The sequence below is a fragment of the Luteimonas sp. AC640a genome (assembly GCF_979256585.1).
In genome coordinates this window covers 110,690-136,502 of sequence record NZ_CEEDOV010000001.1, presented here as the reverse complement: position 1 = coordinate 136,502, position 25,813 = coordinate 110,690, and the positions used below count along the sequence as shown (strand labels likewise).

The 25,813-nt window shown below is 68.3% G+C and carries 23 protein-coding genes; 14 read left to right on the top strand and 9 right to left on the bottom strand.

Features of this window, described 5'->3' with window-relative positions:
- Position 1 precedes the first annotated feature (1 nt).
- The 7 genes from ACZ9YD_RS00635 to ACZ9YD_RS00605 all read left to right on the top strand — a co-directional run bounded on the left by ACZ9YD_RS00635 (position 2) and on the right by ACZ9YD_RS00605 (position 8,389).
- The gene (locus ACZ9YD_RS00635; RefSeq protein ID WP_465073200.1) at positions 2-931 is read left to right on the top strand and encodes a DUF58 domain-containing protein; all 930 of its coding nucleotides are present in this window, start codon (positions 2-4) and stop codon (positions 929-931) included.
- A complete protein-coding gene (locus tag ACZ9YD_RS00630) occupies positions 928-2,076 on the top strand; it encodes a BatA domain-containing protein (RefSeq protein ID WP_465073199.1) in 1,149 nt (382 codons plus the stop codon). Before ACZ9YD_RS00635 ends, ACZ9YD_RS00630 begins: the two co-directional genes overlap by 4 nt.
- On the top strand, positions 2,073-4,304 hold the full coding sequence (locus ACZ9YD_RS00625; RefSeq protein ID WP_465073198.1) for a hypothetical protein: 2,232 nt from the start codon (positions 2,073-2,075) through the stop codon (positions 4,302-4,304). Before ACZ9YD_RS00630 ends, ACZ9YD_RS00625 begins: the two co-directional genes overlap by 4 nt.
- Positions 4,301-6,115, top strand: a complete 1,815-nt coding sequence (locus ACZ9YD_RS00620) for a carboxypeptidase regulatory-like domain-containing protein (RefSeq protein ID WP_465073197.1) — start codon at positions 4,301-4,303, stop codon at positions 6,113-6,115. The genes ACZ9YD_RS00625 and ACZ9YD_RS00620 overlap by 4 nt, the downstream gene beginning before the upstream one ends.
- Positions 6,116-6,143: 28 nt before the next feature.
- On the top strand, positions 6,144-6,488 hold the full coding sequence (locus tag ACZ9YD_RS00615) for a GFA family protein (protein WP_465073196.1): 345 nt from the start codon (positions 6,144-6,146) through the stop codon (positions 6,486-6,488).
- A 26-nt stretch (positions 6,489-6,514) separates the two neighbouring features.
- Positions 6,515-7,282 (top strand): DUF4349 domain-containing protein, encoded by a 768-nt coding sequence (locus ACZ9YD_RS00610; RefSeq protein ID WP_465073195.1) that lies wholly within the window; start codon positions 6,515-6,517, stop codon positions 7,280-7,282.
- Positions 7,283-7,438: 156 nt separating this feature from the next.
- On the top strand, positions 7,439-8,389 hold the full coding sequence (locus ACZ9YD_RS00605; RefSeq protein WP_465073194.1) for an aldo/keto reductase: 951 nt from the start codon (positions 7,439-7,441) through the stop codon (positions 8,387-8,389).
- A 36-nt stretch (positions 8,390-8,425) separates the two neighbouring features.
- Here the strand turns inward: ACZ9YD_RS00605 and ACZ9YD_RS00600 are convergent, their stop codons facing one another.
- Entirely contained in the window at positions 8,426-8,722 is a 297-nt protein-coding gene (locus ACZ9YD_RS00600; protein WP_232137791.1) for a hypothetical protein, read from the bottom strand.
- A gap of 107 nt (positions 8,723-8,829) precedes the next feature.
- Between ACZ9YD_RS00600 and speG the strand changes: the two genes are divergently transcribed.
- Entirely contained in the window at positions 8,830-9,402 is a 573-nt protein-coding gene (gene speG / locus ACZ9YD_RS00595) for a spermidine N1-acetyltransferase (RefSeq protein ID WP_465073193.1), read from the top strand.
- Here speG and ACZ9YD_RS00590 read toward each other — a convergent pair whose 3' ends face one another.
- Both ACZ9YD_RS00590 and ACZ9YD_RS00585 read right to left on the bottom strand, forming a co-directional pair.
- On the bottom strand, positions 9,403-9,924 hold the full coding sequence (locus ACZ9YD_RS00590; RefSeq protein WP_465073192.1) for a GNAT family N-acetyltransferase: 522 nt from the start codon (positions 9,922-9,924) through the stop codon (positions 9,403-9,405).
- Positions 9,925-9,929: 5 nt separating this feature from the next.
- Complete coding sequence (locus tag ACZ9YD_RS00585) at positions 9,930-10,898, bottom strand: peptidylprolyl isomerase (protein ID WP_465073227.1); 969 nt, start codon at positions 10,896-10,898, stop codon at positions 9,930-9,932.
- Between the two features lie 91 nt (positions 10,899-10,989).
- Between ACZ9YD_RS00585 and ACZ9YD_RS00580 the strand changes: the two genes are divergently transcribed.
- Together ACZ9YD_RS00580 and ACZ9YD_RS00575 are read left to right on the top strand one after the other, a co-directional pair.
- A complete protein-coding gene (locus ACZ9YD_RS00580) occupies positions 10,990-11,364 on the top strand; it encodes a PadR family transcriptional regulator (protein ID WP_465073191.1) in 375 nt (124 codons plus the stop codon).
- Positions 11,361-12,317 carry a sensor domain-containing protein gene (locus ACZ9YD_RS00575; protein ID WP_465073190.1) on the top strand — a complete coding sequence of 319 codons (957 nt, stop codon included), beginning with the start codon at positions 11,361-11,363 and terminating at the stop codon, positions 12,315-12,317. Before ACZ9YD_RS00580 ends, ACZ9YD_RS00575 begins: the two co-directional genes overlap by 4 nt.
- A 91-nt stretch (positions 12,318-12,408) precedes the next feature.
- On the opposite strand, the gene ACZ9YD_RS00570 is transcribed toward ACZ9YD_RS00575, so the two are convergent.
- Together ACZ9YD_RS00570 and ACZ9YD_RS00565 are read right to left on the bottom strand one after the other, a co-directional pair.
- Positions 12,409-13,749, bottom strand: a complete 1,341-nt coding sequence (locus ACZ9YD_RS00570) for a polyhydroxyalkanoate depolymerase (protein ID WP_465073189.1) — start codon at positions 13,747-13,749, stop codon at positions 12,409-12,411.
- 95 nt (positions 13,750-13,844) lie between these two features.
- Positions 13,845-14,435: a class I SAM-dependent DNA methyltransferase gene (locus tag ACZ9YD_RS00565; RefSeq protein ID WP_465073188.1), complete on the bottom strand. Its 591-nt coding sequence runs from the start codon at positions 14,433-14,435 to the stop codon at positions 13,845-13,847.
- A gap of 135 nt (positions 14,436-14,570) precedes the next feature.
- Between ACZ9YD_RS00565 and ACZ9YD_RS00560 the strand changes: the two genes are divergently transcribed.
- Positions 14,571-15,029, top strand: coding sequence for a CopD family protein (locus tag ACZ9YD_RS00560; protein WP_465073187.1), 459 nt, complete (start codon positions 14,571-14,573; stop codon positions 15,027-15,029).
- Between the two features lie 472 nt (positions 15,030-15,501).
- Here the strand turns inward: ACZ9YD_RS00560 and ACZ9YD_RS00555 are convergent, their stop codons facing one another.
- The 4 genes from ACZ9YD_RS00555 to ACZ9YD_RS00540 form a co-directional block, all read right to left on the bottom strand.
- On the bottom strand, positions 15,502-17,175 hold the full coding sequence (locus ACZ9YD_RS00555; protein ID WP_465073186.1) for a LysM peptidoglycan-binding domain-containing protein: 1,674 nt from the start codon (positions 17,173-17,175) through the stop codon (positions 15,502-15,504).
- Between the two features lie 165 nt (positions 17,176-17,340).
- Complete coding sequence (locus ACZ9YD_RS00550; protein WP_465073185.1) at positions 17,341-18,522, bottom strand: patatin-like phospholipase family protein; 1,182 nt, start codon at positions 18,520-18,522, stop codon at positions 17,341-17,343.
- Positions 18,519-19,304, bottom strand: a complete 786-nt coding sequence (locus ACZ9YD_RS00545; RefSeq protein WP_465073184.1) for a 3-hydroxybutyrate dehydrogenase — start codon at positions 19,302-19,304, stop codon at positions 18,519-18,521. The genes ACZ9YD_RS00550 and ACZ9YD_RS00545 overlap by 4 nt, the downstream gene beginning before the upstream one ends.
- 152 nt (positions 19,305-19,456) lie before the next feature.
- Positions 19,457-21,157, bottom strand: coding sequence for an alkaline phosphatase (locus tag ACZ9YD_RS00540; RefSeq protein WP_465073183.1), 1,701 nt, complete (start codon positions 21,155-21,157; stop codon positions 19,457-19,459).
- Between the two features lie 219 nt (positions 21,158-21,376).
- Here ACZ9YD_RS00540 and ACZ9YD_RS00535 point away from each other — a divergent pair, with 219 nt between their 5' ends.
- From ACZ9YD_RS00535 to ACZ9YD_RS00525, 3 genes are all read left to right on the top strand, one after another.
- Positions 21,377-22,672, top strand: coding sequence for a dicarboxylate/amino acid:cation symporter (locus ACZ9YD_RS00535; protein ID WP_465073182.1), 1,296 nt, complete (start codon positions 21,377-21,379; stop codon positions 22,670-22,672).
- A 141-nt stretch (positions 22,673-22,813) separates the two neighbouring features.
- Entirely contained in the window at positions 22,814-24,235 is a 1,422-nt protein-coding gene (locus tag ACZ9YD_RS00530) for a M16 family metallopeptidase (protein ID WP_465073181.1), read from the top strand.
- Between the two features lie 10 nt (positions 24,236-24,245).
- Positions 24,246-25,715, top strand: a complete 1,470-nt coding sequence (locus tag ACZ9YD_RS00525; RefSeq protein ID WP_465073180.1) for a M16 family metallopeptidase — start codon at positions 24,246-24,248, stop codon at positions 25,713-25,715.
- Positions 25,716-25,813: the final 98 nt, after the last annotated feature.

Sequence of the window (25,813 nt, the reverse complement as noted above, 5' to 3'; positions counted from 1 at the left end):
GATGGCGACTGCGGGACCCGACGTATCCGGAACGCCTTCGGCCGAAGCCGTCGGCGACGTGCTGTCGCCCGCGCTGCGCTCGCTGCTCGCGACCCTGCACCTGCGGCCGCGTCACGCACCGGGACGGCAGGGCATCGGCCACCACGCGAGCCGCAACCGCGGCAGCGGGCTTGAGTTCTCCCAGTACCGCGCCTACGAATCCGGCGACGAGCCGCGGCAGATCGACTGGAAGCTCTACGCGCGCAGCGATCGTTTCTTCGTCCGCGAGGCCGAGCGCGATAGCCCAGTGCGTGCGTGGGTGTTGCTCGACACCACGGCATCGATGACCCAGGCCGACGAGGCCGCGCCGACGCGCACGCGCTTCGATGTCGCGCGGTTGCTGACGACCTGCGTCTACGAGATCGCGCAGCGTCAGGGCGATGCCTGCGGCCTGGTGCTGTGCGGTGGCGCTGGCGTCGCGCTGGTGACCCCGGGCACTGGACCGCGCCAGCGCGACCGACTGCGGCACGCGCTGGCCGCGGTGCGTCCGGGTGGCGAATGGCCGGAGGCGAAGGCGCTTGCGCCCGCGTGGGGACGCATCGCACGTGGCGATCTCGTCGTTGCGATCGGCGACTGGTTCGACGACGCCGCAGTCGAGCAGCTGGTCCAGCTCGCCAACGCCGGCCGCGACGTGACCGCGCTGCAGGTGCTGACCGCGGACGAGCGCGATTTCCCGTTCCGCGACGGCCGCCGCTTCGTGGAACCCGAGGCCGGCGAATCGCTGCTCGGCGATGGTCCTGCGTTGCGCCTGGATTACCTCGCACGCTTCGAGACAGCGCGACGTGCGTTGGCTGCGCGATTCACGGCGGCCGGCATCTGCTTCGCGACCCACCTGATCGATACGCCGCCAGCCACCGTCCTTGGCGCCCTGTTCGGCGAGCGCGCATCATGAGTGTCGGTCTGCTCGCGCCGGCTGCGCTCGCGGCGCTGATCGCACTGCTGTTGCCGCTGTTGCTGCACTTGGCACGTCGCGACGCAACGCGGCCCACACCGTTCGCCGCGTTGCGCTGGCTGCGCGAACGTCCGAAGCCGCGGCGTCGCCTGCGCTTCGACGACTGGCCGCTGCTGCTGGTGCGGCTGCTGCTGTTGGCACTGATCGCGCTGTGGCTGGCGTGGCCGGTGCTGCACGGTGAAACCGCACCGGCGCGCTGGACCGTCGTCGTGCCCGGCGTTGCCGACGATGCACTGCCGCCCCTCAAAGACGGCACACGGGCGCCGCGCTGGCTTGCGCCCGGATTTCCCGAAGTGGGTGGCGAATCCGCGCCGGCACGCAACGGCGCCAGTGTCGCCAGCCTGCTGCGCGAGCTGGACATGACCGCGCCGAGCGGCACCGCGTTGACGGTGCTGGTGCCCGAGACGATCGACGGTGCCGACGGTGGACGCATCGTGCTGTCGCGGCCGGTCGACTGGCAGATCGTGGTCGGCAGTGAACCCGACACGGAGGCTTCGCCGGTCCTGCCGCCGCGTCTCGATGTCTTCGGCATTGCCGCCGACGATCCGGCGTTGCGCGTGCTGCGCGCTGTCGCACGCGCGTGGCGTCCCGATGATGCCGATGCGCTGCGCATCGCGAACGCAGACGAAGCGACGCGCGCGGAGGCGATTGCCGTGTGGTGGGGCGACACCGCGGCGCCCCCTGCGTTGCGCACTGAAGCGCCTGGTCGCGTTTTGCTGCTTGGGCCGGACGTACCGCGCGAGGAGGTCGACTGGCAGTCGCTCCAGCAGGACGCAAACGGCATGACCGTGTTCGAACGCGCCGTCTGCGGCGAGGCGACCTGCGTACGCTTCGCGCAGGCCGTCGATCCGGCGACGATGCCCGTTCTGCTCGATCCCGAATTCCCGTCGCGCCTGCGCGTGCTGCTGCAGCCGCTGCCCGCACCGCAGCGCATCGCCGCCACGGACCTGGCGCCATCGACAGGGGTTGATGCCTGGCCGACGACGCCGCGGGACCTGCGGCCGTGGTGGGCCTTGCTCGTCGCGCTGGCGTTCGCGCTGGAGCGCTGGATGGCCGCGGCGCCGCGTCGGAACCGCACGGCATGAGCGTCACTGCACAGCTGACCCGCACCCTGGGTGCCGCGCGCCGACGCGCAGTCGCGCGCGTGCTGCTGTGCGCACTGCCGCTGATCGCGGGCAGTGCAGCGCTGGCATGGCGACTCGCGGGCATACCGTTCGCCACAGGCGTCGTACTGGCGTGGCTGGCGGTCGTCGCGTGGCTGGCGTTGCGTCGCATGGCGCGCTTAGATCGCACATGGCTGATCCGCCGCCTGGACGCGGACCGCGCGGACATGGACGACAGCGCCGCGCTGGTGTTCGCGCGTGCGGATACGCTCGGTGCGCTGCAGCGTCTGCAGCAGTCGCGTTTGCAGGCGCGACTCGCGACTAAGCCTTGGACGCCTGCACCCGCGCCGTTTCCGACGCGTACGATCGCGGCGGCATGGGTGTCCGGCGCGATCCTGATCGCAGCGGCAGTGTGGTGGCCGCCCATCGCGCCGAATGCGGATGCGCAGACACGACCTGCGTCGCGATCCGCTGCGGTGAACGGAACGCCTGTGCTGCAGTCGCAGTCGTTGCGAATTGCTGCACCGGGCTACACCGGGCAGGCAGTGCGCACGCAGACCGAACTCGACGCGCAGGCGCCGGCTGGCGCGACCTTGCGCTGGACGCTGCGCTTCGCCCCGCAGCCGCAGCGTGTCGCACTGCGGTTGCACGACGACAGCGAGATCGCGTTCGTACGCGAGGGCGAGGACTGGGTTGCCACGTTGCGGCTCGATCAGTCCTGGCTGTACCGCATTGCCGTCGATGGCGACACCGACCACATCCTGGCGCGCGCGCAGCCCTGGCGGCTGGATGCGGTGCCGGACCGGCCGCCCGAGGTGCGCGTGCGCACGCCGGAGGAGACGCTGTCGACCTACACGCGCGGACAGCGCGCCTGGGCGCTGGCGTTCGAGGCCAGCGATGATCACGGCGTCGCGCCGTCCGCGCAGCTGCGGATCACGGTCACGCGTGGCAGCGGCGAGGCGATCACGTTCGAGGACCGCACGATGCCGCTGCGCGGACGCGGCGATGCGCGCGCGATGACATTCCAGGCCACGCTGGATCCTGTCGCGCTCGGACTGGAAGAGGGCGGCGATCTCGTCGCGCAACTCGAGGTGCGCGACACCCGGGCGCCGGAACCGCAACGTGCCCGCAGTGCCAGCCTGATCCTGCGTTGGCCGCCGCCGGCACCGGTGGATGCAGATGGCCTGGAAGGGCTCGCGCGTGACGTGCTGCCCGCGTACTTCCGCAGCCAGCGCCAGATCATCATCGATGCCGAAACCCTGATCGCCGAACAGCCGCGCATCGAGCGCAGCGCCTTCGAAGGACGCTCCGATGCACTCGGCGTCGACCAGCGCATCCTGCGCCTGCGCTACGGCCAGTTCCTCGGCGAGGAATCGGAGGGCGCACCGCGGCCGCCGCCGACCAACGATGCGGAAGACCCGCCATCGCCGCCGCGCAAACCACTGCCGATCGACGATTTCGGCCAGACCGATACACCGCCGGTGGCCGCGCACGATGACGACGATCACGCGCACGACGATGCACCGGCCGCACAGGGCGCCGCCCCGCACGACGACCACGACCATGCACCGCAGGACACGATGACCTTCGGTCGCGCCGACGATGTGCTGGCGACATTCGGCCACACCCACGATCTGCCGGAGGCCGCGACACTGCTCGACCCGAAGACGCGCGAGATCCTGCGCGGTGCGCTGCAGGCGATGTGGCAGTCGGAACTGCACCTTCGCCAGGCCGCGCCGCGCGAAGCGCTGCCGCATGCCAACCGCGCGCTCGAACTGATCAAACAGGTGCAGGAAGCCGATCGCATCTACCGGGCCCGCGTAGGTTCCTCGTTGCCGCCGGTCGATCCTACGCGACGCCTCGGCGGCGATCGCGACGGCATCGCGCCGCGCGCCGTGCCGGCGCCGGACGTGGACACCGACGCGGCACCCGCAAACGCCTGGCGCGCGCTCGCCTGGAACGATGCGCCGGATCTCGATGCATTGATCAGCTGGGCGCAGGCGCATCCGCGCCAGGTCGATGATCCGCTCGCATTGCTGGCCGCCGTCGATGCGTTGCGCCGCGACGCGGCCTGCGTCGACTGCCGCCAGGCGCTGCGCGGACAGCTGTGGCGCGTGCTGCAGCGACCGTTGCCGGCGCCCGCACGGCGTGCGGCGACGGATGCGATGGGCGCGCGGTATCTCGATGCATTGCAGGAAGACGCCCCATGAGCCCGGAACGCTGGCTGCTCATCGTGTTCGCCGTCGGTGCCGCACTTGCGGTACTGCGACTGGTCGTCGGACATCTGCGTGCGACGACCGGTGCACGGCCTGCCGTGTGGCGCACGTGTGCGCTCCTCGCGCTGACGCTGGCGTCGACATTCCTGCTGTATCGCGGGCTGTTGCCGCCACCCGTTGCGGTCGAGCGCGGCACGCTTGCCGTGCTGACCGCGGGTGCAGATGGGCTAGCGGTGCCGGCGGCCGAGGTCGTCGTCGCCTTGCCCGAATCCGGACCCGCGCCGCCGGGCGCAGAACGCATGCCGGATCTCGCGACCGCATTGCGTCGGCATCCCGATGCGCGCGCACTGGTCGTCGTCGGGCATGGACTGGAAGCGCGTGATCGCGACGCGGTCGATGGTCGCGCGCTCGCGTTCGTGCCTGCCGAAACGCCTGCGGGACTTGTCGAACTCGGTGCGCCGGAGGCGATCGGCGCGGGCGCGCGCTTCGACGTGAGCGGTCGCGTTGCGGGAGTCGACGCGGCACGCGTGTCGCTGCTGGATCCCGCGGGGCGTGTCATGTCGACCGCGGCGGCCGACGATGCCGGACGTTTCCGGTTGGACGCGACCGCGCGCGATGCAGGCGCCACTGTGTTCGATGTCGTCGCGCACGACGCGGACGCGCGCGAGATCGAGCGCGTGCAGGTGCCGGTCATCGTCGACGCGGCAGCGCCGGTGCGCCTGCTGCTGATGGCAGGGGCTCCGAACCCGGACGTTCGCGCGCTGCGTCGATGGGCCGAGGACGCGGGCCTTGCCTTGCGCTGGCGCGCGACCTTCGGCGGCGGCGCGGGCGTGGGCGATGCGCCTGCGTTCGATGCCGCATCGCTCGCCGGGCAGGATCTGGTGCTGCTCGATGCGCGCGCCTGGGACGGCCTGGGCGCCGGCGCGCGTGCGTCGTTGCTGACGGCCGTGCGCGGGGGGCTGGGTGTCCTGATCCATGCGCCGCAACCACCGTCGGCGGCGCTGCGTGCCTGGCTCCGCGGTGCAGGCCTGTCGATCGAAACCGGACGTGCCGTGAACTGGCTAGCAGAGACCGGCCCTGACGATGTCGCGCGCTTGCGCGCGTGGATGGGTCCGGGCAGTGACGACGCGCCCTTCGATCCATTGCTGGCCGGCGAAGCGGCACCGACGCTCACGTATCTGCCGCTGTCGGGTGGCGCACCGGCGCACGGCGATGGGCCGTCCGGGATGATGCGCTGGCAGGCGGTTGGGCAAGGACGGCTCGGTGTGGTCACGCTGGCCGACAGCTGGCAGCTGCCGCTGGCCGGGCGCGCGGATCTGCACGCAGGGTTGTGGAGCGGTTGGGCGGCCGCGCTCGCGCGCGCCGGTGACGTGCAGCCGCCCCGTTTCGACGGCGAATTTCGTGTCGGCATGCGTTCGATGGTCTGCGGGCTGGATGCCGATGCAGGCGTCCATGCGCCCGACGGTGCGACGATCGCGCCGGTCCCCGATCCCGCGGCGAACGGCTGCGCTGGCATCTGGCCGACCGTGGCGGGCTGGCATCGCATTGAATCTGGTGCCGGCAGCTGGCCGTTTCTGGTCCGCGCAGACGGTGCCGCCGCGGGTCTTCATATCGCTGCGTTGCAGAGCGCGACGCAGACGCTGGTGCGCGCATCGGACGCGACGCCCGACACGATGACGGCGACACGCCCGGGCCGCGCCTGGCCGTGGCTGCTGGCCTGGCTGTGCCTCACCGCCGCGCTGTGGGCGCTCGGCCGTGCGCGCATCGGCCGTATCCCGGTGCCGGCGCCCGCACCAGGCGCATAATCCCGCCGCACAAACTGGAGAGACGACGATGGCGCATACGGGGCGCTGCCACTGCGGCAGCCTGGCGTTCGAACTGGACGGCGAGATCGCCGAGGCCTACGACTGCAACTGCTCGATGTGCCGCCGGCGTGGCGGCCTGCTGGCATTCGTGGCCGCCGACGCACTGCGCGAAACCGGCACCGGTACGCCGCAGACCTATCGCTTCAATACCCACAACATCGCGCATCACTTCTGCGGCACCTGCGGCATCGCGCCGTACAGCCGCGGCGTCGGTCCAGACGGCGCGGAGATGGCCTGCATCAATGTGCGCTGCGTCGACGGGATCGATCTCGCGGCGCTGAAGATCGTGCAGATCGATGGCGCCAGCCTGTGAGTCGTGCGCGATTGTGTTGGATCGGCGTGCTCGCACTCTCAGGCGCGTTGACCACCGGTTGCTCGAATCCAAACGCATACTCGGACGGCATGGCCTATACCGAGGGCGCCGCCGCGCAGGCAGAAAACGCCGATACCCTGCTGGCCTACGAACACAGCGTCGGCGTGCAGCTGGACGGGGCGATGATCGTGCCGCGGCTGCAGGCGATCCAGGCCGCGTGCCGCGATGCGCGCTTCGGTGCGTGCACGCTGATCGAAGCGCAGCAGTCGGCCGGCGATCGCCCGTCGGCACGTGCGGTGGTGCGTATGGCGCCTGCGGGCATCGAACCGATGATCGCGCTGGCAGGCGAGGGTGGTGAGGCCGGCGAGCGCAGCACGCGTGCAGAAGATCTCGCCGTCGTCGTGCGTGACAACACCACCGAGCAGGATCGGCTGACGAAGGAAATGACGCGACTGCAGGCGTTCGAAGCGCGGCGCGATCTCTCGGTCGCCGACATGATCGCCTTGTCGGAGCGCATCGCCGCGACCGAAGCGCAGATCGAGTCCGCGCGTCGCGATGGCGCCCAGCACCGGCGGCGCATCGATACGCAACTGCTGACCGTGCAACTGCGCGCGCGCGACGGCGAGCAGGGCCGCAGCGAGATCGCGATGGCGTTCCGCGAGTTCGGCGGCACGCTCGCCACCGGCACTGCCTGGACGATCCGCGCGACTGCGTTCCTGTTCCCGTTGGCGATCGTCGGTGCCGCGCTGTTCGCCCTGCTGCGTGCGCTGTGGCGGCGACGTCGCCGCGGCTGATCGCCACGAGCGACTGTCGGTTGCCTGGCGCGGTGGGGTCCTGCAGACTCGGGACGCCGCATTTCAGCCGGCATTCCGTGCGCGCAGCGCGTGATTCAGCACTGCGCCGGTTTCCGACGTAGGCCCGGCCTGCGCCATCCATGCAAGGAGGACGCCATGGTCACCCGTCGCGATGCCCTGAAACTCTCACTCGGTGCCGGCCTGTCGCTGGCATTGCCCGGCACCCTGTTCGCCGCCACGCCCGCGCCGTTGCTGACGCGTCCGATTCCGTCGAGCGGCCAGCGTATTCCCGTCGTCGGTCTCGGCAGTTCGGCGACGTTCTCGTCGACCGCGCGCGACGATGCATCCGCGCTCAATGAAGTGCTGCGTGCGCTGGTCGAGCAGGGCGGCGCCGTGTTCGACACCGCGCCCAGCTACGGCGCCTCGGAAGAAGTCGCCGGCAAGGCGGTGCAGGAACTGGGCATCGCCGATCGCGTGTTCTGGGCGACCAAGGTCAATGTCGCCGGTCGCGAAGCGGATGCGAAGGCCGACCCGGCCGCGGCACGCGCGCAGATCGAAGCCTCGTTCTCGCGCCTCGGCCGCGACACGATCGATCTGATCCAGGTGCACAACCTCGGCGACGTGCCGACCCAGCTCGGCATCCTCAAGGAACTGAAGGACGCCAAGCGCGTGCGCTACATCGGCGTCACGTCGACCAGCAAGCCGGCGTATCCGAAGCTGATCGAGACGATGCGCAACGAGCCGCTGGATTTCATCGGCGTGGATTACGCGATCGACAACCGCGACGTCGAAGAGACGATCCTGCCGCTGGCCGCCGAGCGCGGTATCGGTGTGCTGGTCTACGCGCCGTTCGGACGGACGCGGCTGTGGCGTCGCGTCGAAGAGACGCCGGTGCCGGAGTGGGCGGCGGAGTTCGATGCGGCCACGTGGGGCCAGTTCTTCCTGAAGTTCGTGTTGTCGCATCCAGCGGTCACGTGCGCGACGCCGGCGACGAGTCGCGTCTCGAACCTGATCGACAATCTGGGTGCGGGCCGCGGTCGCCTGCCGGATACGGCGCAGCGCGAACGCATGGCCAAGCTGATCGACGCATTGCCGGCGGCGAACTGAGTCCAGCGAGCCCGCCGCCACGACAGGCGCGCGGGCTCAGCCTTCTTCTTCGGTCTCGAACTCGACGACGGCATCGAGATCGAAGGCCAGCGCTTCGATCGCTTCACGCACTTTGCGCTCGGTCGAGGGATTGCCGACCTCGACTTCGATCTCGTGCATCTTCGGTCCGGCGACATCACTGAGACCGGCGGAGCTGGAATCGGCATCGTCCATGTGCGGCATCAGGTCGTCGATTTCCTCGACGTGCTCGATGCCCTCCACGCTCGACAGAAGATTGATCACCGCGCGTGCGGTGTCGTCGCTGCCGGTGAGGCGGATGCGGAGCATGGGCATGTCGGTTCCTTGTGGTGCGGGGGATGACGTGCAGGCTAGGCAGCGAAACGGAAAGCCGACGTGACGAGACCACGCATCTGTCACCGGCGGGGCGTAGGCTCATGCCCATGAATGCGACCGCGTCCACACCCGCCACTGCCGACGAACAAACGCCGGTCCTGCTGCGTCCACTCGAACGCGGCGACCTGCATTTCGTCCACGAGCTCAACAACAACCGTACGGTGATGAGCTACTGGTTCGAGGAGCCCTACGAGTCCTTCGTCGAACTCGAGGAACTGTTCCGCAAACACATCCACGACCAGAGCGAACGGCGCTTCATCGTCGAGGACGGCAGCCACGCGCGCGTGGGCATGGTGGAGCTGGTCGAGATCGATCATCTGCACCGGCGCGCCGAGTTCGCGATCATGATTTCGCCCACGTATCAGGGCCGCGGTTACGCCCGACCGGCAACGTCGCTGGCGATCGCCTATGCGTTCCGCGTGCTCAATCTCTACAAGCTCTACCTGCTGGTCGACGTAGACAATGCCGCGGCGATCCACGTGTACGAGTCGCTGGATTTCCAGCGCGAAGGCGTGCTGGTCGACGAGTTCTTCAGCGACGGCCGCTATCGCAGCGCGATCCGCATGTGCCTGTTCCAGCACCAGGCGCTGGGCAGCGACGACAGCCGCCGCGACGCCTGATCAGGCGCGCGGGGGCAGGCGCTCGAACGTCAGGACGGTCTGGTCGTGGTACTGCATCGGACCCGTCACGACATAGCCGAGCTTGCCGGCCAGTGTCCGCGACGGCGCGTTGTCCGGATTGATGATGCAGACGCTGCGCCCGCCGAAGGGCTGTGCGTCGAACCAGGCGTGCATCGCCTGCGTGGCCTCCGACGCGATGCCGCGACCGTGCGCTTCCTTCGCAAACACCCAGGCGCCTTCGGGCGACGCGGAGAACGCATCGCCGAGATCGCGACGGAAATCCGCGAAGCCGGCGCCGCCGATGGTGCGGCCGGTCTCGCGTTCGATCACCGCGAAGATGCCGAAGCCGAAAGCGGTCCAATGGCCGATGTAACGCAGCAGCCGGTTCCAGATGTCCTCGTCACTCGGCACGACCGGGGTGATGTGCCGCATCACTTCGGGGTCGCGGATCATCGCCCGCAGTGCGTCGAAGTCTTCGACGACGTGTGGGCGCAGCAGCAGGCGCTCGGTTTCGATGCGCATTGCGGTCAGCCTGCCGGCGGCGTGCGCACCGGCACGCTGATGTTGCACAGGTCGATGTGCCCGGCCGGGCGCACGTACCAGTCGTCGCGACGGTTGCGGCGCGATTCCACCACAGCGTCGAACAGCGGCGTATCGGTGCGCAGCACCTGCAGCGGCGTGCGCTCGCTTGCTGGCACTTCGGATGCGAGGCGGATACGGCGGATCGGCGTGCGCTGCTTCGGATCCTCGTAGAAACCCAGCGGCCCCGTGCCGCGCGGCAGCACGCTGAGCAGTTCCATGCCCTGCAGCACTCGGCCGACGGTGGTGATGTTGCGGTCGAGCTGGCGCGGCGACTGGCCGGTGACGATATAGAGCTCGGTGCCGTTGCTCGAGTCGGGCGCCATGTCGCGGCCCGCGCCCAGCGTGCCGTAACAGTGCGCGAGCCACGCGCGGCCGGCGCCGTTGCGGTCGTCGCGCGCGGCCGGGAAGCCGTCGGCAAAGCCGGCCTGCGTTGCCCAGCCGTCGGGATCGGGCAGCGCGTGGAAGGCGAGGCCGGCCGACGCGCGATCGAACTCGGCCGGCAACTTCGCGCGCGCGCTGCCGATCGGCTTGCCGGGCGCGCCGTCCTCGGTGATGTCGCCGAACTGCACGACGAAGTTGTCCTGCGAGCGGTACAGGGTGAGTCCGTTCCAGAAACCGCCGCGGGCGAGGGTCCGGATGTTGGCGACGTGCTCGGGCGCGAACGCCGGTGCCAGCTCGATCACCACGCGGCCGCCGTCGACTTCCATGTACAGCAGATTGGCCGGATCAGGCGTGCGCCAGTCCGCAGGTGTCGAGGCGTCCAGCAATTCCTGCGTGGAACGGGTCTCGATGGTCGCTGGTGCGCCGGACGTGGCGCAGCCGGCCAGCGCGAGCACGCAGGCGGCAAGGGTGGCGGACAAGGCGTGGCGCGACAGCTGGCGCATGGATGAATTCCCCGGAAAGACAGACCCGATTGTGGCCGAGTCGATGCTCTGCGTGACTACCGGCACATCCGCTATAGCGAAGTCCGTACTAGTATCTGGATCAACCTAGCGGAGGTGGCCCATGGCCGACGCCCCTGATGACAGCGAGCTGCAGTTGCGCAAGTTCCAGAAGGAACTGAGCGCGGGCACGGTGTCGCTGGCGTTGCTGGCGGTGCTGGGCAGCGCGGCCGAGCCGATGTACGGCTACCAGATCGCCAAGCGTCTCGAATCGCTCGACGGCGTGCTCAGCGGCAAACAGAGCGCGTTGTATCCGGTGCTGCGCAATCTCAGTGCTGCCGGACAGCTCGACAGCCACGTCGAACCGTCGGTGGCAGGACCGCCGCGCCGTTACTACCGCATCACCGAGGCAGGGCGGATCACCCTGCAGCAGTGGACCGCCGCCTGGCGGGCCACACGGGATTCCGTCGACGCCGTCCTGGAGGGGGAGCGCCAATGAACAGCAGCCACACGAACATGCACCGTCCGCCGCAGAGCATCCCCGAGTACCTGGAACAGCTGCGCGTCGCGCTCACCGGCGCGGATCCCGCACTCGTGCAGGACGCGCTCTACGACGCCGAGGAATACCTGCGCTCGGAACTGGCCGAACAGCCGGGCCGTTCGGAAGCCGAGGTCATCGCGTCGGTCGCGTCGAGCTACGGCGCGCCCGACGAGGTGGCCGACATCTATCGCGACACCGAGGTCAAGGTGCAGACCGCGCTGCGGCCGCCGGCGCCGAAGCCGCGCACGTCGCTGGTCGGCCGCTTCTTCGGCGTCGCCGCCGACCCGCGTACCTACGCGTCGATGTTCTACATGGTGTTGTCGCTGGCGACGGGCATCTTCTACTTCACCTGGGTCGTCACCGGCCTGTCGGTGTCGTTGAGTCTGGTCGTCGTGCTGATCGGCATTCCGCTGCTGATCCTGTTCTTCGGCTCGGTGCGGCTGCTGTCGCTGGTCGAAGGACGACTGGTCGAGGTCATGCTCGGCGAACGCATGCCGCGTCGGCCGCTGTACTCGGCGCGCGGTCGCAACTGGCTGCAGCGGATCGGCGACATGTTCACCGACGCACGCACCTGGAGCACGCTGCTCTATCTGCTGCTGATGCTGCCGCTGGGCATCGTCTACTTCACGATCAACGTGACCCTGCTGTCGCTGTCGCTGAGCATGATCGCCGCGCCGCTGCTGGTGTGGACGGGCATGGCGACGCCGGGCGTCAACAACTTCGGCTTGTCGGTGTTGAACTGGTCGAACGATGCGGGACTGTCGACGTCCTTCCCGTTGATCGCGACCCCGTTGCTGCTGGTCACCGGTGTGCTGACCCTGTTCGCCAGCCTGCACCTGTTCCGCGGCATCGGCCGCATGCACGGCAGCATCGCCAAGCACCTGCTGGTGAAGACCGCGCAGTACAGCTGAGCACTCGTTTTTCCGATCAACGAAAAAGGCGCGCCGGTTTCGACCGGCGCGCCTTTTGTTTGCGTGATCCGCGCCTGCGTGGCGCGCATGATCAGGTCGGTTTCTTCGTCGTCTGCTTCGCTGCTTTCTTGCGCGCGGTTTTCGCGACTGGCGCCGATTTCGCCGGGCTTGCGCCCTGCGCGTGCGAGGCGATGAACGCCCGCACCTGCGGATACACCTGGGTGCGCCAGCGCCGGCCGCTGAAGATGCCGTAATGGCCGGCGCCCTCGACGGTGAGATGCGCGCGGTCGGCTTCCGACACACCGGTGCACAGCGTGTGCGCGGCGCGGGTCTGGCCTTCGCCGGAAATGTCGTCGAGCTCGCCTTCGATTGTCAGCAGTGCGGTGCCCGTGATCTTCGACGGATCCACGCGCTCGCCCGCGACCACCCACTCGCCGCGCGGCAACAAATGCTGCTGGAACACCACGCGGATCGTATCGAGGTAGTACTCGGCCGGCATGTCGAGCACGGCGTTGTACTCGTCGTAGAAGCGGCGGTGCGACTGCGCATCGTCGTCGTCACCCTTGACCAGGTCGCGGTAGAAATCCCAGTGCGATTCGAGATGGCGTTCGGGATTCATCGCCATGAAGCCCATGTGTTGCAGGAAGCCCGGATACACCAGACGACCGCGGCCGGGATAGTTCATCGGCACCGGATGGATCACGTTCTGCTCGAACCAGGTGTGCGGCTTCTCGGTCGCGAGGTTGTTGACCGCAGTCGGCGACTCCCGGGTGTCGATCGGACCGCCCATCATCACCAGCGAACGCGGGGTGGTCTCGCCACGCCCAGCCATCAGCGACACGGCCGCGAGCACCGGCACGGTCGGCTGGCACACGCTGACCACGTGGAGGTCTTCGGCGCCGATGTGGCGGATGAAGTCCTCGATGTAGGCGATGTAGTCGTCGAGCGAGAACGCACCGGCGTCGGCCGGCACCATGCGCGCGTCGATCCAGTCGGTGACGTAGACCTTGTGGTCGCGCAGCAGCGTGCGCACGGTGTCGCGCAGCAGCGTCGAATGGTGGCCCGACAGCGGGGCGACGACGAGCACGGTGGGCTGCGCCTTGATGACTTCCAGATGCGCCGGATCATCGGTGTAGCGCTTGAAGCGCAGCAGCTTGCAAAACGGCTTCACCAGCGCGTCGAGCTGTACGACCGGATAGGTGCGGGCGTTGTCGTCGTTCTCGACGGCATGGATGTCGAACGCTGGCTTCTCGTAATCCTTGCCGATGCGGTACAGCAGCTCGTTGGCGGCAGAGAGCTGCTCGGATCCGGGCAGGTTGGACAGCCAGGTGCTGTCGGCACCGAACGCCTTGGCGTTCGCGTCGGCCAGCAGCGTCCACGGTTTCATCCAGGCGCGGCCCATCTCGTGCAGTTGGTAGAACAGCATCGGCATTCCGGTGGTTGGGGTTGCTGCGGCGCAGCATAGCGCATAGTCCGTGCACGGCCGATCCGCGCTGTTGCGCGATTCAGGCGCGTGCGCGCGGGTGATCAGGCCGATTCGAGCGCCGTGGCGGCGTCCACCAGCTGCGGCGACAGCCAGCAGTGCGAGCCCAGCGCACGGAAACCGGCAGCGGCGAAACGGTCCCGGTAGAAGCGCGCGGGGCGCTGCTTGAAACCGTGGTCGTCGCCTTCGGCGCCGTCCTCGCGGGTGAAGCATTCGAGGAACGCGACACCGCCGGTGAGGTCGGCCAGGCCGGGCAGGCCGCGGTCGAGTTCGCGGGTCTCGAGGTAATGCAGCACATCGCTGCAGATCAGCAGGTCGACCGGCGGGCAGGGCCGCAGCATCTCGAAGTCGGCGAAGCGTGCGTGATGCAGATTGCGCGCGCGGCCGAAGCGCGACACCGCGTATTCGCTGGCGTCGAAGCCCAGGTACTGCACTTTCGGACGCAGCTTGAGCAGCGGCGCACGCCAGGCACCTTCGCCGGCGCCGATGTCGAGCACCGTGCGCAGCGGGCGTTCCAGGTGGTACTCGGCCGTCGCGACCGCGAGCGCCACCTTGCGCGCCAGGCGTGCGCGGCCGCCGATGTCGCCGGCGCGGTACCAGCGGTCGAAATAGGCGCGGTCGTATTGCTTGGACATCGAGGAGCCGGACAGGTGCGGGGATGCGCATTCTAGGCTGCCGGCGACGCGACGCAGCGTCGAAGCCCCCGCCCAGAATGCGAACGGCACGCACGGCCGTGCGATCCTTGCGCGTCAACCGAGGGAGCCAGCGCGATGCAAGCCTATCTGTGGGTCAAGACCTTCCACCTTGTGTTCGTGATGGCGTGGATCGCCGCCGCGTTCTATCTGCCGCGCATCCTGATCAATCTCGTCGAGGCCGGCGACACCGTCGACGTGCGCGCCCGCCTGGTCCTGATGGGCCGCCGTCTGTACCGCTTCGGCCACGTCATGCTCGGTCTGGCGCTGGGGCTGGGGCTCGTCCTGTGGATGGGCTACATGTTCATCACCGACTTCCCGACGATGGCGCCGATGGGCGGCGGTGCCGGCTGGCTGCACGCCAAGCTCGGACTGGTGGTGCTGCTGGTGGTGCATTACATCGTCGCCGGGCGCTGGCTCAAAGGCGTCGACAAGGGACGCGCGTTGCCATCGACGAAAGCATTGCGCTGGTTCAACGAAATTCCGGTGCTGCTGCTGGTCGGCGTGGTGTGGCTGGTGCTGGCGAAGCCGTTCTGAGGGCACGTCCCGTCTCCAGGAACGCGGCGCTGCAGCTCGCTGTCTTCGCCGCGAAAGCCGGAAGTGCTTTGGAACAGCTGGATGGCTGGTCATCCAGTGTCTTTGATTGTCATCCCGGCGAACGCCGGGATCCAGTGTCTTTGGCAGGGATGTATTCGCGCACGTGCTGCAACAACATTGCAGCAGTGAGTCGTCAGTGCGCATGAAGCCTCAAGGCGCTGGACGTCCAGCCATTCGGCTGTTCTGAAAAGCTTCCGACGTTCGCCGGGCTGACGGGACTTCAGGGTTGGTCAGCCCGGACGAGTTTCCAGCTGTTGTTCGCTGGGGAGGGCGCCGGGGGAAATGCTCACGCAGCGCGGCGACGGATCGCGAACGTCCCACCACCACCTGGAAAACGAAAACGTCTCGCCGCAAAGCGACGGGACGTTCTGATTCACACGCCGCCGCGTCATTGCGACGCGCCGGCCGATCCTCACTCGTGCGCTGTTACCGACGCATCGATGCGCGCATAGCTACGGTCGCCGAAGCCGCCCGCCGTGCTGCCATCGGAAATCGAGAACAGCCGCTCGGATAGGCCGTAGTCGCTGTTGCCCAGGTTGCGGCCCAACGACAACGCAAAGTCCCAGGCACCCGGCGTCGGGTAGCTGCCGTCGGTGTTCATGTAGCCGAGCAGGGTGCCGAGGCTCATGTGCGCGCCGTTGTCCACGGCGGCGGAGGTCTGCCCGGCAAGCGCGCTCATCTGCGTCTCGCTGAAGCCCAGCGTCACCGTCTGGCCTTCGGCGACTGGCGCGCCATCGAGGCCGCCGCTCAGCGCGGCGTTGAGCAGCTGCACGTTGCTGGCGTCCACCTTGACGTCGTAGCTGTAGACGCGTGCATCGGCGATCTCGTTGCCGGCGGCGTCCCAGCGCTGGTTGATGTTCATCGGCACGTTGCCCGCGTACTGCAGATCGACATTGCGTTCGATGCTGCCGTCGGCATGCGTGGTGAGCACCATGTTGCCGGTGTTCTTCGCGCCGTCCAGCGACAGGTTCAACGGTCCCAGCTTGGCGCTGAGGTTGGTCTGCGAGCTGTAGTCGAGGCGTTCGACGGTCGCGACATTCGCCACGCCGCCGCCATTGGCCTCGGGCAGCGTGCCGGCCGCGAGGAAGTCGTTGTAGGCCGCTTGCCCGGCTGCATTCGACAGATCGAACTCGGCGGTGCGCAGCATCGCGCCCGATAGGCTGTCGTTGCGGCCGAGCATGATGCTGCCGACGCCGAACTCCACGCCGACGCCGTTGTAGGCCTTGATCGCTTCGGTCGGGCCGGCGGTGACGCGCACGGTGTCTTCGCCGGTACGCGCGACGACCGTACTGACGCCGGTCTCGTCGGTCACCTTGGTCTGCGTGGCGATGTTGCGGAACGTCGCCTTGAATTCATTGGTGCTGTAATCGGAACCGCTCATCGTGACTGTGGTGCCGACCGGCATCGACTGCGGGTCGAAGGGATTCACTGACAGCGGATTCACGCCGGCGTCGGCCGGCATTGCCACCTGGTAGGACGCACGGATGCCGTCGGTGCGGCCGATCTCCAGGCCCGCCTGCGGCGTGTTGACGCCGCCCTTGAGGAACACCGAGACATCGCTCGATGCCTTGTACGTGGTCACGCCGTTGGCGGTATTGACGCCGCCGCTGATCGACGCGTTCGCGCCGCCGCCGAAGCTCACGCCGTAGCCGTTCGCGCTCTTGACCGATTCGTTGAACGCCACGCCGCCCGACGCGGTGACCGAGCCTGCGCTCGGGTTGACGCTCACATTGGCGCTGCTCGACGTTGTCGACTGGTGCACGGTGCCGGCATCGCTGGTGGTCGTGGTACGCGTCTCGCTGCGCGTGCCCTGCTGGGCACTGATGCCCCCGCTGTTCGAGATCGACACACCCTGGCTGCTGCTGTCGCTGACGCGCGCCGGGATCACCAGGCCGTCGCCGGGATAGATCATCTCCGGATTGGCGATCTGCGGATTCGCCTTGAGCAGATCCTGCGACGACACACCGTACTGGTTCGCGATCTGGATCAGACTTTCCGCTGGCTGCACCGTGTGGCGTGCGGGCTCACTGGTCGGCGGCGGCGGAAGGCTGGACGCGGAGTGCGATGCAGTCGGGGCGATGCTCATGCAGATCCTGTGCGGTAAAAGAACCTATTCAGGATATCTGGAGCGCCTTGCGCAGACAGCTGGGGTTGTCCCCAGTTGTGCAATCGCGTGCGGTGTCTGGCCGATGCCGGCATGCGTGATCGCGACTTTCAGACAGGCGAGCACCGGCGCTCGAAGCGCGTCGGCTCAGCCCTTCGATCGCGCTCGATGGACGTCATGCGTTGCCACGCCGCGCGCGCGATCTGGCAGATCGAAATAATCCGGATGCGCCATCGTGCGATCCATGTCGCGTCGGCCGCTGTCCCAGTGTTCGCGGAGCGGGATGTGACCGAAGGCGTAATCCTTGTTCTGCTGCTCATGCGGCTTGGTCTGATAGATCAGATGGATCACGTTGAACACGCGATCGTCGAGATAGGGCGACAGCGCTTCTTCGAGGTGCGCCGGCAGCACGCGATCCGGCAGATGCTCGATCAGTTCCTTCAGCGACGTGCGCAGTGTCTGTGCCATCTCGACCATGCGCGTGCCGTGGCGCGTGCGGCTGGAGAAGCGGATGTCCTTCATCCGCTCGAGCACATCGAGCATCGACGCCGGCGCCACACCGCGCGCGCTCCACAGGTCGACCTGGAAGGCGAGCGTGTCCTCGTGCGGGCGGCAGTCGAGGATGTATTCCAACGGCGTGTTGGACACGATGCCGCCGTCCCAGTACGGCTCGCCGTCGATTTCCACGGCCGGAAACGCCGGCGGCAACGCGCCCGAGGCGAGAATGTGCTCGACGCGGATCGGCTCGAGCGCGCTGTCGAAGTAGCGGAAATTACCGCGAGTGACGCTGGTCGCGCCGACGGTCAGGCGCACAGCGCGGTCGCGGTTGATGCGGTCGAAATCGACGAAGCGCAGCAGCGTTTCGCGCAAGGGCGATGTGTCGTAGAAACTCGTCGCCGCATCGCTGCCATCGCCGGGCAACAGCAGCGGCGAGATCGGCCGCGCTTCGAAGAAACCACGCTGACCCTGCAGCAGTGCGCCCATCGCGCTCATGCCGCGCGCCCACGACAGCAGCATCGGATCCTCGGGCAGGCCGGCGATCGCGGTGCGGATCGCCAATGCCGGCAACGACATCGGGCCGGCGGGCTCGGTGATCGTGTGCCAGAACGCCTGCAGTTGCGCGATGCGGTCTTCGGGCGCATTGCCGGCGAGGATCGCCGCGTTGATCGCGCCGATCGAAATGCCGGCGAACCAGTTCGGCGCGATGCCAGCCTCATGCAGACGTTCGTAGACGCCGCACTGGTAGGCGCCGAGCGCACCACCGCCCTGCAGCACCAGGGCGACGGTGGGATAGCGCGCGACGTGCCGGCGGACCGCGGCCTCGCTCACTGCATGTACCAGCCGTGGCTGACGACGAGACTCTGGCCGGTCAACGCATTGGTCTCGAACGCGGCCAGCATCAGCGCGACGTTGGCCACGTCATCGACGGTGGTGAACTCGCCGTCCACCGTGTCCTTGAGCATCACGTCCTGGATCACCTCGTCCTCGCTGATGCCCAGCTCCTTCGCCTGCTCGGGAATCTGCTTGTCGACCAGCGGCGTGCGCACGAAGCCCGGGCAGATCACGTTGGCGCGCACGCCATAGGCGGCGGCTTCCTTGGCGACCGTGCGGGCCAGGCCCAGCAGGCCGTGCTTGGCGGTGACGTAGGGCGCCTTGAGTTTGGACGCGGCGTGCGAATGCACCGAGCCCATGTAGATGATCGCGCCGCCGGTCTTGCGGGTTTCCATGTCGCGCAGGCATTCGCGCGTGGTCAGGAACGCGCCGTCGAGATGGATGGCGAGCATCTTCTTCCAGTCTGCGAGACTGAAATCGGTGATCTTGTTGACGATCTGGATGCCGGCGTTCGACACCAGCACGTCGACCTGCCCGTAATGCGCGACAGCCTTCGCGATGCCGTCGACCACCTGCGTCTCGTCGGTGACGTCCATCGCCACGGCCAGCGCATCGCCGCCGGCGTCGCGGATTTCGGTGGCTGTCGCTTCGGCCGCATCGAGCTTGAGATCGGCGATGACGACCTTGCCCCCCGCCTGGGCGTAGACCTCGGCGATGCGCTTGCCGATGCCGCTGGCCGCGCCGGTGACCACGCAGACCTTGCCGTCGAGTCGATTCATGGGTGCCGCTCCGCTTCGAATGGGGATGCGGCCAGCTTATCCCGTCGTTGTGGCAGGCCGCGTTGTACTTTCGGGCGAGGCAGGATGCCGTGCGTGGAACGCTCCGTACGCGATCGGGGTGACCGATCGCGTACGGATCAATGGCGTCGGCTTCAGTCGGCCGCGCGCACCGGCGCATCCACCGGCGTCATCGCCGGCAGGTCGACCGGAACGCCGTCGGCATTGCAGTGGCCGGTCGCGCACAGCTGCGCACGCAGCGCGGGCGTGGCCTGCACGATCAGGTGATAGATCACGTTCTGCTCGACCGTGCCACGTACCGCCGCGCTGCCCGGCCCGCGCGCCCAGATGCCAACATCGTCACCGCCGTGCGATTCGCTCTTCATCGGCACCAGCGCTTCCTGCATGAAATCCGGATGTTCGGTGTCGATTTCGCGCAGGTCCGGCCGGCCGTCAGACGGCTCGAAGCTGCTGGGCTTGTGGAAGTGTGTTTTCGGGCCGGCCGGCTGCTGGTTGCTGGCGCCGGTGTAGCCGGGTCCGTTGGCGTAGACCAGCGTGGTGTAGGGCAGCCCGGTCGCGTCGAGCGCATAGGCGTTCGGATCGTCGTCCTCGCTGACCCGGCCACGCACCTTGCCCAGGATCGGATTGCCGCGCGTCGGATAACCGACGAAATTCAGTGTGTGCGAGTGGTCGGCGGTGACGAGGATCAGCGTGTCCTCGGCAGACGTCGCCTCGGCGGCCGCCTGCACCGCGCGCGACATCGCCACGGTCTCGTCGAGCGCGCGGAAGGCATTGCCCTCGTGATTGGCGTGGTCGATACGACCGCTCTCCACCAGCAGCACGTAGCCCTTGCCATCGCGTGCCAGACGCTCGATCGCGAAGCGGGTCATTTCGGCCAGATCCGGTTCGCCGTCGTCGCCCTGGTTGCGGTCGTGCTCGTACTGCATGTGGTCGGGTTCGAACAGACCGAACACCGCGTCGGCATCCGCTGCCGCGCGCAGCTGCGCGGTGTTCCAGACGAAGGCGCCGCCGGGATTGGCTGCCAGCCACTCGGTGGTGAGATCGCGGCCGTCGAGACGCTGGCCGACCTTGTCGTCGTATTCCGGATCGCGCACGCCGGCGGGCAGGAACATGCCGCGGCCGCCGCCCATCAGCACCTTCGGCGCGCGGCCCGGCGCGAAGTCCAGGATCTGCTGGGCGATGTCGCGGCAGCCCTGGGCGCGCGCCTCGTCCGGCAGATCGACATCGTTCTCCCAGTTGCGGTCCGGCACGTGCGCGTAGGTTGCCGCCGGGGTCGCGTGGGTCAGACGCGCGGTGGTGACGATACCGGTGTCGAGGCCGGCATCACTGGCCAGGCGCAGCCACGACTGCACGTGGCCCTGGCGGCTGTCTTCGCAATCGAAGCGCCTGCCGGACGAGACACCGATCGCGCCCATATGCGATTTCACCCCGGTCGCGACCGCGGTCATCGTGCCGGCCGAATCGGGGGTCTGCGAATCGGTGTTGTAGGTCTTGGACAGACCGGTGGCCGGGAACTGCTCCCAGCTCAGCGCGTGCTCCTCGCCGCTGCCGCCCAGCCGCTGGCCTTCGAGAATGCGCGCCGCGGCGACCGTGGTCAGGCTCATGCCGTCGCCGAGGAAGACGATGACGTTCTTGGCGTTGCCGCCCATCGCGCCGTTACCGGCCGCGCGCGCTGCGCCGCTGCGGTACCACCACTGCGCGGTCTCGTCGGCGCGGGATGCGGCCGGCGGCACATCGATCGGTCCGACATGGCCGGCGGTGTAGGTGCCGGAGGACGCGCACGCGGCGCAGAGCAGGGTCAGCGAGCAGGCGAGGCCTGCAGTGAGAAAGCGCATGGGGCAGAGGATTCCGGGAAAAACGCCGCGCAATTATGCCTATCGTGCATGTCAGCTTCACGGCGGCGCCACGGTCGCGGCGCTTCGATGACTGCACGCGCGGTGCGACGACACCGCGCCCATCGTTCTGTATCTGGGACGCTGGCGTCCTGGCGCCGGCATCGCCAACATGGATGGCGTCACGTATCGTCGCCTGTTGATGTCGCGGACAACCCTCGAATGAATGCTCTGGCCTGGTGGTTCCGGATCCCGTTCTGGCAGCGGGTGCTGGGCGCATTCGTGCTCGGGGCGCTGGTCGGCTGGCTGATGGGGCCGGCAGCCGGGACATGGCTGCAGCCGCTGGGCACGCTGTACGTGAATCTGATCCGCATGATCGCGGTGCCATTGGTGTTCTTCGCGGTGATCAATGCGGTCGCCGCGCTGCACGGGCAGCAGTCGATCGCTGCGCTCGGCGGACGCACCTTCGGCTGGTTCGCCGCGACCGCGGTGCTCGCGGTCGGCGTGGGCTTCGCCGTCGCCTACACCTTCAATCCGGGCCTGAGCATCGAGGCGGGTTCGCTGATGCCGGCCGCGGATTACATGGTGCGCGAAGTGCCGACGCCGGTCGAGGTGCTGCTCAACGTGGTGCCGACCAATCCGTTTGCGGCGTTGTCGAACGGCAATATCCTGCAGGTGATCTTCTTCGCCGGCCTGCTCGGCTTCGCGCTGGTGAAGCTGGGCGAACGGGTCGCCGCGCTGCGCGCGCTGGTCGGACAGGCGAGTGACGCCATGATCCAGGTCACGCGCTTCGTACTCGAGATCACCCCGATCGGCACCTTCGGCCTGATCGCCGCGCTGGTCGGTACCTACGGTTTTGAAAAGTTGCTGCCGCTCGGCAGTTTCGTCATCGCCCTCTACGTCGCCTGCGCGATCCACATCGTGTTCGTCTACGGCGGCTTGCTGCTGGCGCACGGGCTCAACCCGCTTAAGTTCTTCCGCGGCGCCGCGCCCGGCATGCAGGTCGCGTTCGTCAGTTCGTCGAGCCTGGCGTCGATGCCGGTCGCGCTGCGCAGCGTGACCCACAACCTCGGCGTCAATCGCGACTACGCCGCGTTCGCCGTGCCGCTGGGCGCGACGATCAAGATGGACGGCTGCGGCGCGATCTATCCCACGCTCGCGTCGGTGTTCATCGCGCAGTATTTCGGCATCGAACTGAGCTTCGCCCAGTACGCGGCGATCCTGCTGGCCTCGGTGCTCGGCAGCTTCGGCACCGCGGGCGTGCCGGGTACGGCGGTGGTCATGGCGACGGTGGTGCTGTCTGCGGCCGGCCTGCCGCTCGAAGGCCTGGGCCTGTTGCTGGCGATCGACCGCATCCTCGACATGATGCGCACGATGACCAACGTCACCGGGCAGATGCTAGTGCCGGTACTCGTCGCACGCGAGACCGGATTGCTGGACCGCGAGATCTACGAGTCGGCGCGCAGCAATGTCGGACTCGACGACGTGGACGCGGACGTCGACGCGCGCAAGCAGTAGGGCGCGTCTGCCCGCTGCAATGGCGCGGCAACGTGGATCCCGATGTCGCGTTGCGCGTGACCAGCGGCACGCGCAGCCGTCGCGCCGCGACTTATAGTCGGAGTCCGTGCCCCGGGGAGCGGGGCGGACAGGGAACCGACCATGAAACGACTCGCAGGACTGGGTGGCACATGCGTGCTGCTCGCGATGCTGGCCGCGCCCGCGGCCGCGCAACAGGCCGATTGGCGTCTGCCGATCGAAACCAGGAAGCTCGACAACGGCCTGACCGTCGTCGTGTCCGAAGACCGCAGTTCGCCGACCGTCGGCGTCAGCGTGGTCTATCACGTGGGCATGCGCCTGGAGCCAGAGAACCGCACCGGATTCGCGCACCTGTTCGAACACCTGATGTTCCAGGGCACGCCGGTCGCGCCCAAGGGCACCTTCGATCGCGTGATCCAGGGCGGCGGTGGCCGGCTCAATGGCTCCACGCGTCCCGACTACACCAACTACATCGAGACCGCGCCGGTGTCCGCGCTCGCGCCGATCCTGTGGCTCGAAGCGGACCGCATGAAGACGCTGGATTTCTCCGAGCAGAACCTCAAGAACCAGCAGGATGTGGTCAAGGAAGAGATCCGCGTCAACGTGCAGAACCAGCCCTACGGCCTGTTCTTCGTGTTCGACATCAACCGGCTGGCGTTCTCCAAGTGGGCGAACGCGCATGACGGCTACGGCAGCTTCAAGGATCTCGAAGGCGCGACGCTCGCCGATGTCGAATCGTTCCACCGCGATTACTACGGCCCGAATAATGCGGTCATTGGCATCGCCGGCGACATCTCGGCCGAAGAAGCCTTCGCACTGGTCGAGGAATACTTCGGCGACATCCCGTCGCGTGCGACGCCTGCGCGTCCGGACGTGTCCGAACCGCTGAACACCGAAGGCAAGCGCGAAGCACAGGGCGATGCGCTGGCGCAGGTGCCGGCACTCGCGGTGGGCTGGAAGATGCCCGCGCGCGGCCACGCCGATCACGCGCCGATGGCGGTGCTGTCGCAGCTGCTGGCCGGCGGCGATGCCTCGCGCCTCTATCAGGGGCTGGTCAAGGGCCGCGAGCAACTGCTCAACATCGACGGCGGCCTGGGCTGGCCGCTGGGTCACGCCTGGGATTACGACGGTCCGACGCTGCTGACCCTGTTCGCGCTGTACAAGCCCAACGTCGAGCCGGACGCGGTGCTGGGCGCGGTCAACGAGGAAGTCGCGCGCATCGTTGCCGAGGGCGTGCCGGCCGAGACGCTGGCCGCCGCCAAGACCAAGCTGCTCGCCGATTACGTCAACGGTCTCGAGCCTTTCATCTCGCGCGCCGACGAGCTCGCCAAGGCGCAGCTGCTGTGGGGCGATGCGGAGACGCTCAACAAGGTCCCCGAGTGGGTGCAGACGGTGACCGTCGCCGACGTGCAGCGTGTGGCGAAGACCTATCTGACCGATGCCAACCGCACCGTCATCGATCGCGTGCCCGCCGCGATGGCGCCTGCGCGCGGCATCGCCCCGCCGGCTGCGCCGGCGCCTGCTGCCGCACCGGCGCAGGACTGAGGAGATCGACATGGACAAGCACCACATTCCGACCCGCGGCATGCGTCCGCTCGCACTGGCGCTCGGCGCCTGCCTGTTCGCCAGCGCGGCCTACGCGCAGCAGCCGGCCGCCGCCGGCGCACCGCCCGCCACCGTGCCGCCGACCGAACTGCCGGCGGGTCTTCCCGATTACGGCGCCGACAAGCCGCTGCCCGAACTCGGCCTCGTCGAACACACGCTCGACAACGGGCTGACCGTTTGGGTGCTGCCGCGCCAGGGCGGCCTGCCGCGCGTCGACTACGTGCTGGCCGTACGCGGCGGTCTCGCCAGTGATCCGGCGCAGCTGCCGGGCATGTCGAACCTGCTCGCCGGCCTGTTGCGCGAAGGCACCGCCACACGCAGCTCGGTGCAGATCGCCGAGGAACTCGATCGCCTCGGCGGCTCGATCGGCGCGACTGCAAGCAACGACGGGTTGTTCGTCAGCGCGTCCGGACTGTCGTCGTCGGCGCAGCCGCTGGCGGCGCTGTTCGCCGACGTGGTGCGCAACCCGGCGTTCCCGGCCAACGAAGTGCAGCTGGCGAAGACCAACGCATTGCAGGGCCTCAAGGCCGCGGAGGCGCAGCCGAGCTACCAGGCCAATCGCGCGATGGGCCGGGTGCTGTTCGGCGATCATCCCTACGGCAACACGCTGCCGACCGAAGCCGCGATCAACGGCACCGACATCGCCGGCCTGCAGGCCGCGCATGCCGCGCGCTTCCGGCCCGACCACGCATTGCTGGTGATCGCGGGGCCGGTGACGCCGGACGTGGCCAAGGCGCTGGCCGAGTCGATGTTCGGCAACTGGCAGGGCAGCGGCGATCCGATCGCCGAGGTCGCCGCGCCGGCGTATCCGAAGGGCCCGCAGTTCGTGCTGGTGCCGCGCCAGAACAGCGTGCAGTCGGCGGTGCGCATCGGTCGCCCGGCCTTCGATGCCGACGACGACCGCGCGATTCCCGCAGCGCTGGCCAATACGATCCTCGGCGGCGGCTTCGACAGCCGGCTGATGCGCAATCTGCGCGAGGACAAGGGCTACACCTACGGCGCCGGCAGCAGCTTCGGCCTGCGCGCGGAGGGCGGATCGTTCCAGGCCCAGGCCGATGTGCGCAACGAAGTGACCGGGGCCGCGATCGGCGAATTCCTCAAGGAGTTCGAGCAGATGCGCGAGCAGACGGTCCCGGCCGACGAACTGCAGCGCGCCAAACGCTTCACCGCCGGCACCTACCTGTTCCAGAACCAGCTGCAGTACGCGGTCGCGTCCGCGCTCGCCGGCAACTGGCTGCTCGGACGGCCGGCCGACTACCTCAGCACCTACGTCGACAAGGTCAACAACGTCACCGCGGCGCAGGTGCAGTCGGTCGCGCGCGAGTTCTTCGACCCGAAGCAGCAGAGCATCGTGGTGGTCGGCGATGCGGCCGTCGCCGAGCAGCTGAAGACCTACGGGACCTTCGGCAGCGGCGAGTGAGTCCACGCATCGCTTGACCCAACGCAGAAGGCCCCGCAGATGCGGGGCCTTCTGTTTCGAACGGTTTTCAGGATGGGTAGAGCGCAGCGAAACCCGTC

Excerpts from the sequence above, each read along its gene's own strand:
- ACZ9YD_RS00635 (WP_465073200.1), top strand. The coding sequence starts at position 2 with ATGGCGACTGCGGGACCCGACGTATCCGGAACGCCTTCGGCCGAAGCC.
- ACZ9YD_RS00630 (WP_465073199.1), top strand. The coding sequence starts at position 928 with ATGAGTGTCGGTCTGCTCGCGCCGGCTGCGCTCGCGGCGCTGATCGCA.
- ACZ9YD_RS00625 (WP_465073198.1), top strand. The coding sequence starts at position 2,073 with ATGAGCGTCACTGCACAGCTGACCCGCACCCTGGGTGCCGCGCGCCGA.
- ACZ9YD_RS00620 (WP_465073197.1), top strand. The coding sequence starts at position 4,301 with ATGAGCCCGGAACGCTGGCTGCTCATCGTGTTCGCCGTCGGTGCCGCA.
- ACZ9YD_RS00615 (WP_465073196.1), top strand. The coding sequence starts at position 6,144 with ATGGCGCATACGGGGCGCTGCCACTGCGGCAGCCTGGCGTTCGAACTG.
- ACZ9YD_RS00605 (WP_465073194.1), top strand. The coding sequence starts at position 7,439 with ATGGTCACCCGTCGCGATGCCCTGAAACTCTCACTCGGTGCCGGCCTG.
- ACZ9YD_RS00600 (WP_232137791.1), bottom strand. The coding sequence starts at position 8,722 with ATGCCCATGCTCCGCATCCGCCTCACCGGCAGCGACGACACCGCACGC.
- speG (WP_465073193.1), top strand. The coding sequence starts at position 8,830 with ATGAATGCGACCGCGTCCACACCCGCCACTGCCGACGAACAAACGCCG.
- ACZ9YD_RS00590 (WP_465073192.1), bottom strand. The coding sequence starts at position 9,924 with ATGCGCATCGAAACCGAGCGCCTGCTGCTGCGCCCACACGTCGTCGAA.
- ACZ9YD_RS00580 (WP_465073191.1), top strand. The coding sequence starts at position 10,990 with ATGGCCGACGCCCCTGATGACAGCGAGCTGCAGTTGCGCAAGTTCCAG.
- ACZ9YD_RS00575 (WP_465073190.1), top strand. The coding sequence starts at position 11,361 with ATGAACAGCAGCCACACGAACATGCACCGTCCGCCGCAGAGCATCCCC.
- ACZ9YD_RS00570 (WP_465073189.1), bottom strand. The coding sequence starts at position 13,749 with ATGCCGATGCTGTTCTACCAACTGCACGAGATGGGCCGCGCCTGGATG.
- ACZ9YD_RS00565 (WP_465073188.1), bottom strand. The coding sequence starts at position 14,435 with ATGTCCAAGCAATACGACCGCGCCTATTTCGACCGCTGGTACCGCGCC.
- ACZ9YD_RS00560 (WP_465073187.1), top strand. The coding sequence starts at position 14,571 with ATGCAAGCCTATCTGTGGGTCAAGACCTTCCACCTTGTGTTCGTGATG.
- ACZ9YD_RS00555 (WP_465073186.1), bottom strand. The coding sequence starts at position 17,175 with ATGAGCATCGCCCCGACTGCATCGCACTCCGCGTCCAGCCTTCCGCCG.
- ACZ9YD_RS00545 (WP_465073184.1), bottom strand. The coding sequence starts at position 19,304 with ATGAATCGACTCGACGGCAAGGTCTGCGTGGTCACCGGCGCGGCCAGC.
- ACZ9YD_RS00540 (WP_465073183.1), bottom strand. The coding sequence starts at position 21,157 with ATGCGCTTTCTCACTGCAGGCCTCGCCTGCTCGCTGACCCTGCTCTGC.
- ACZ9YD_RS00535 (WP_465073182.1), top strand. The coding sequence starts at position 21,377 with ATGAATGCTCTGGCCTGGTGGTTCCGGATCCCGTTCTGGCAGCGGGTG.
- ACZ9YD_RS00530 (WP_465073181.1), top strand. The coding sequence starts at position 22,814 with ATGAAACGACTCGCAGGACTGGGTGGCACATGCGTGCTGCTCGCGATG.
- ACZ9YD_RS00525 (WP_465073180.1), top strand. The coding sequence starts at position 24,246 with ATGGACAAGCACCACATTCCGACCCGCGGCATGCGTCCGCTCGCACTG.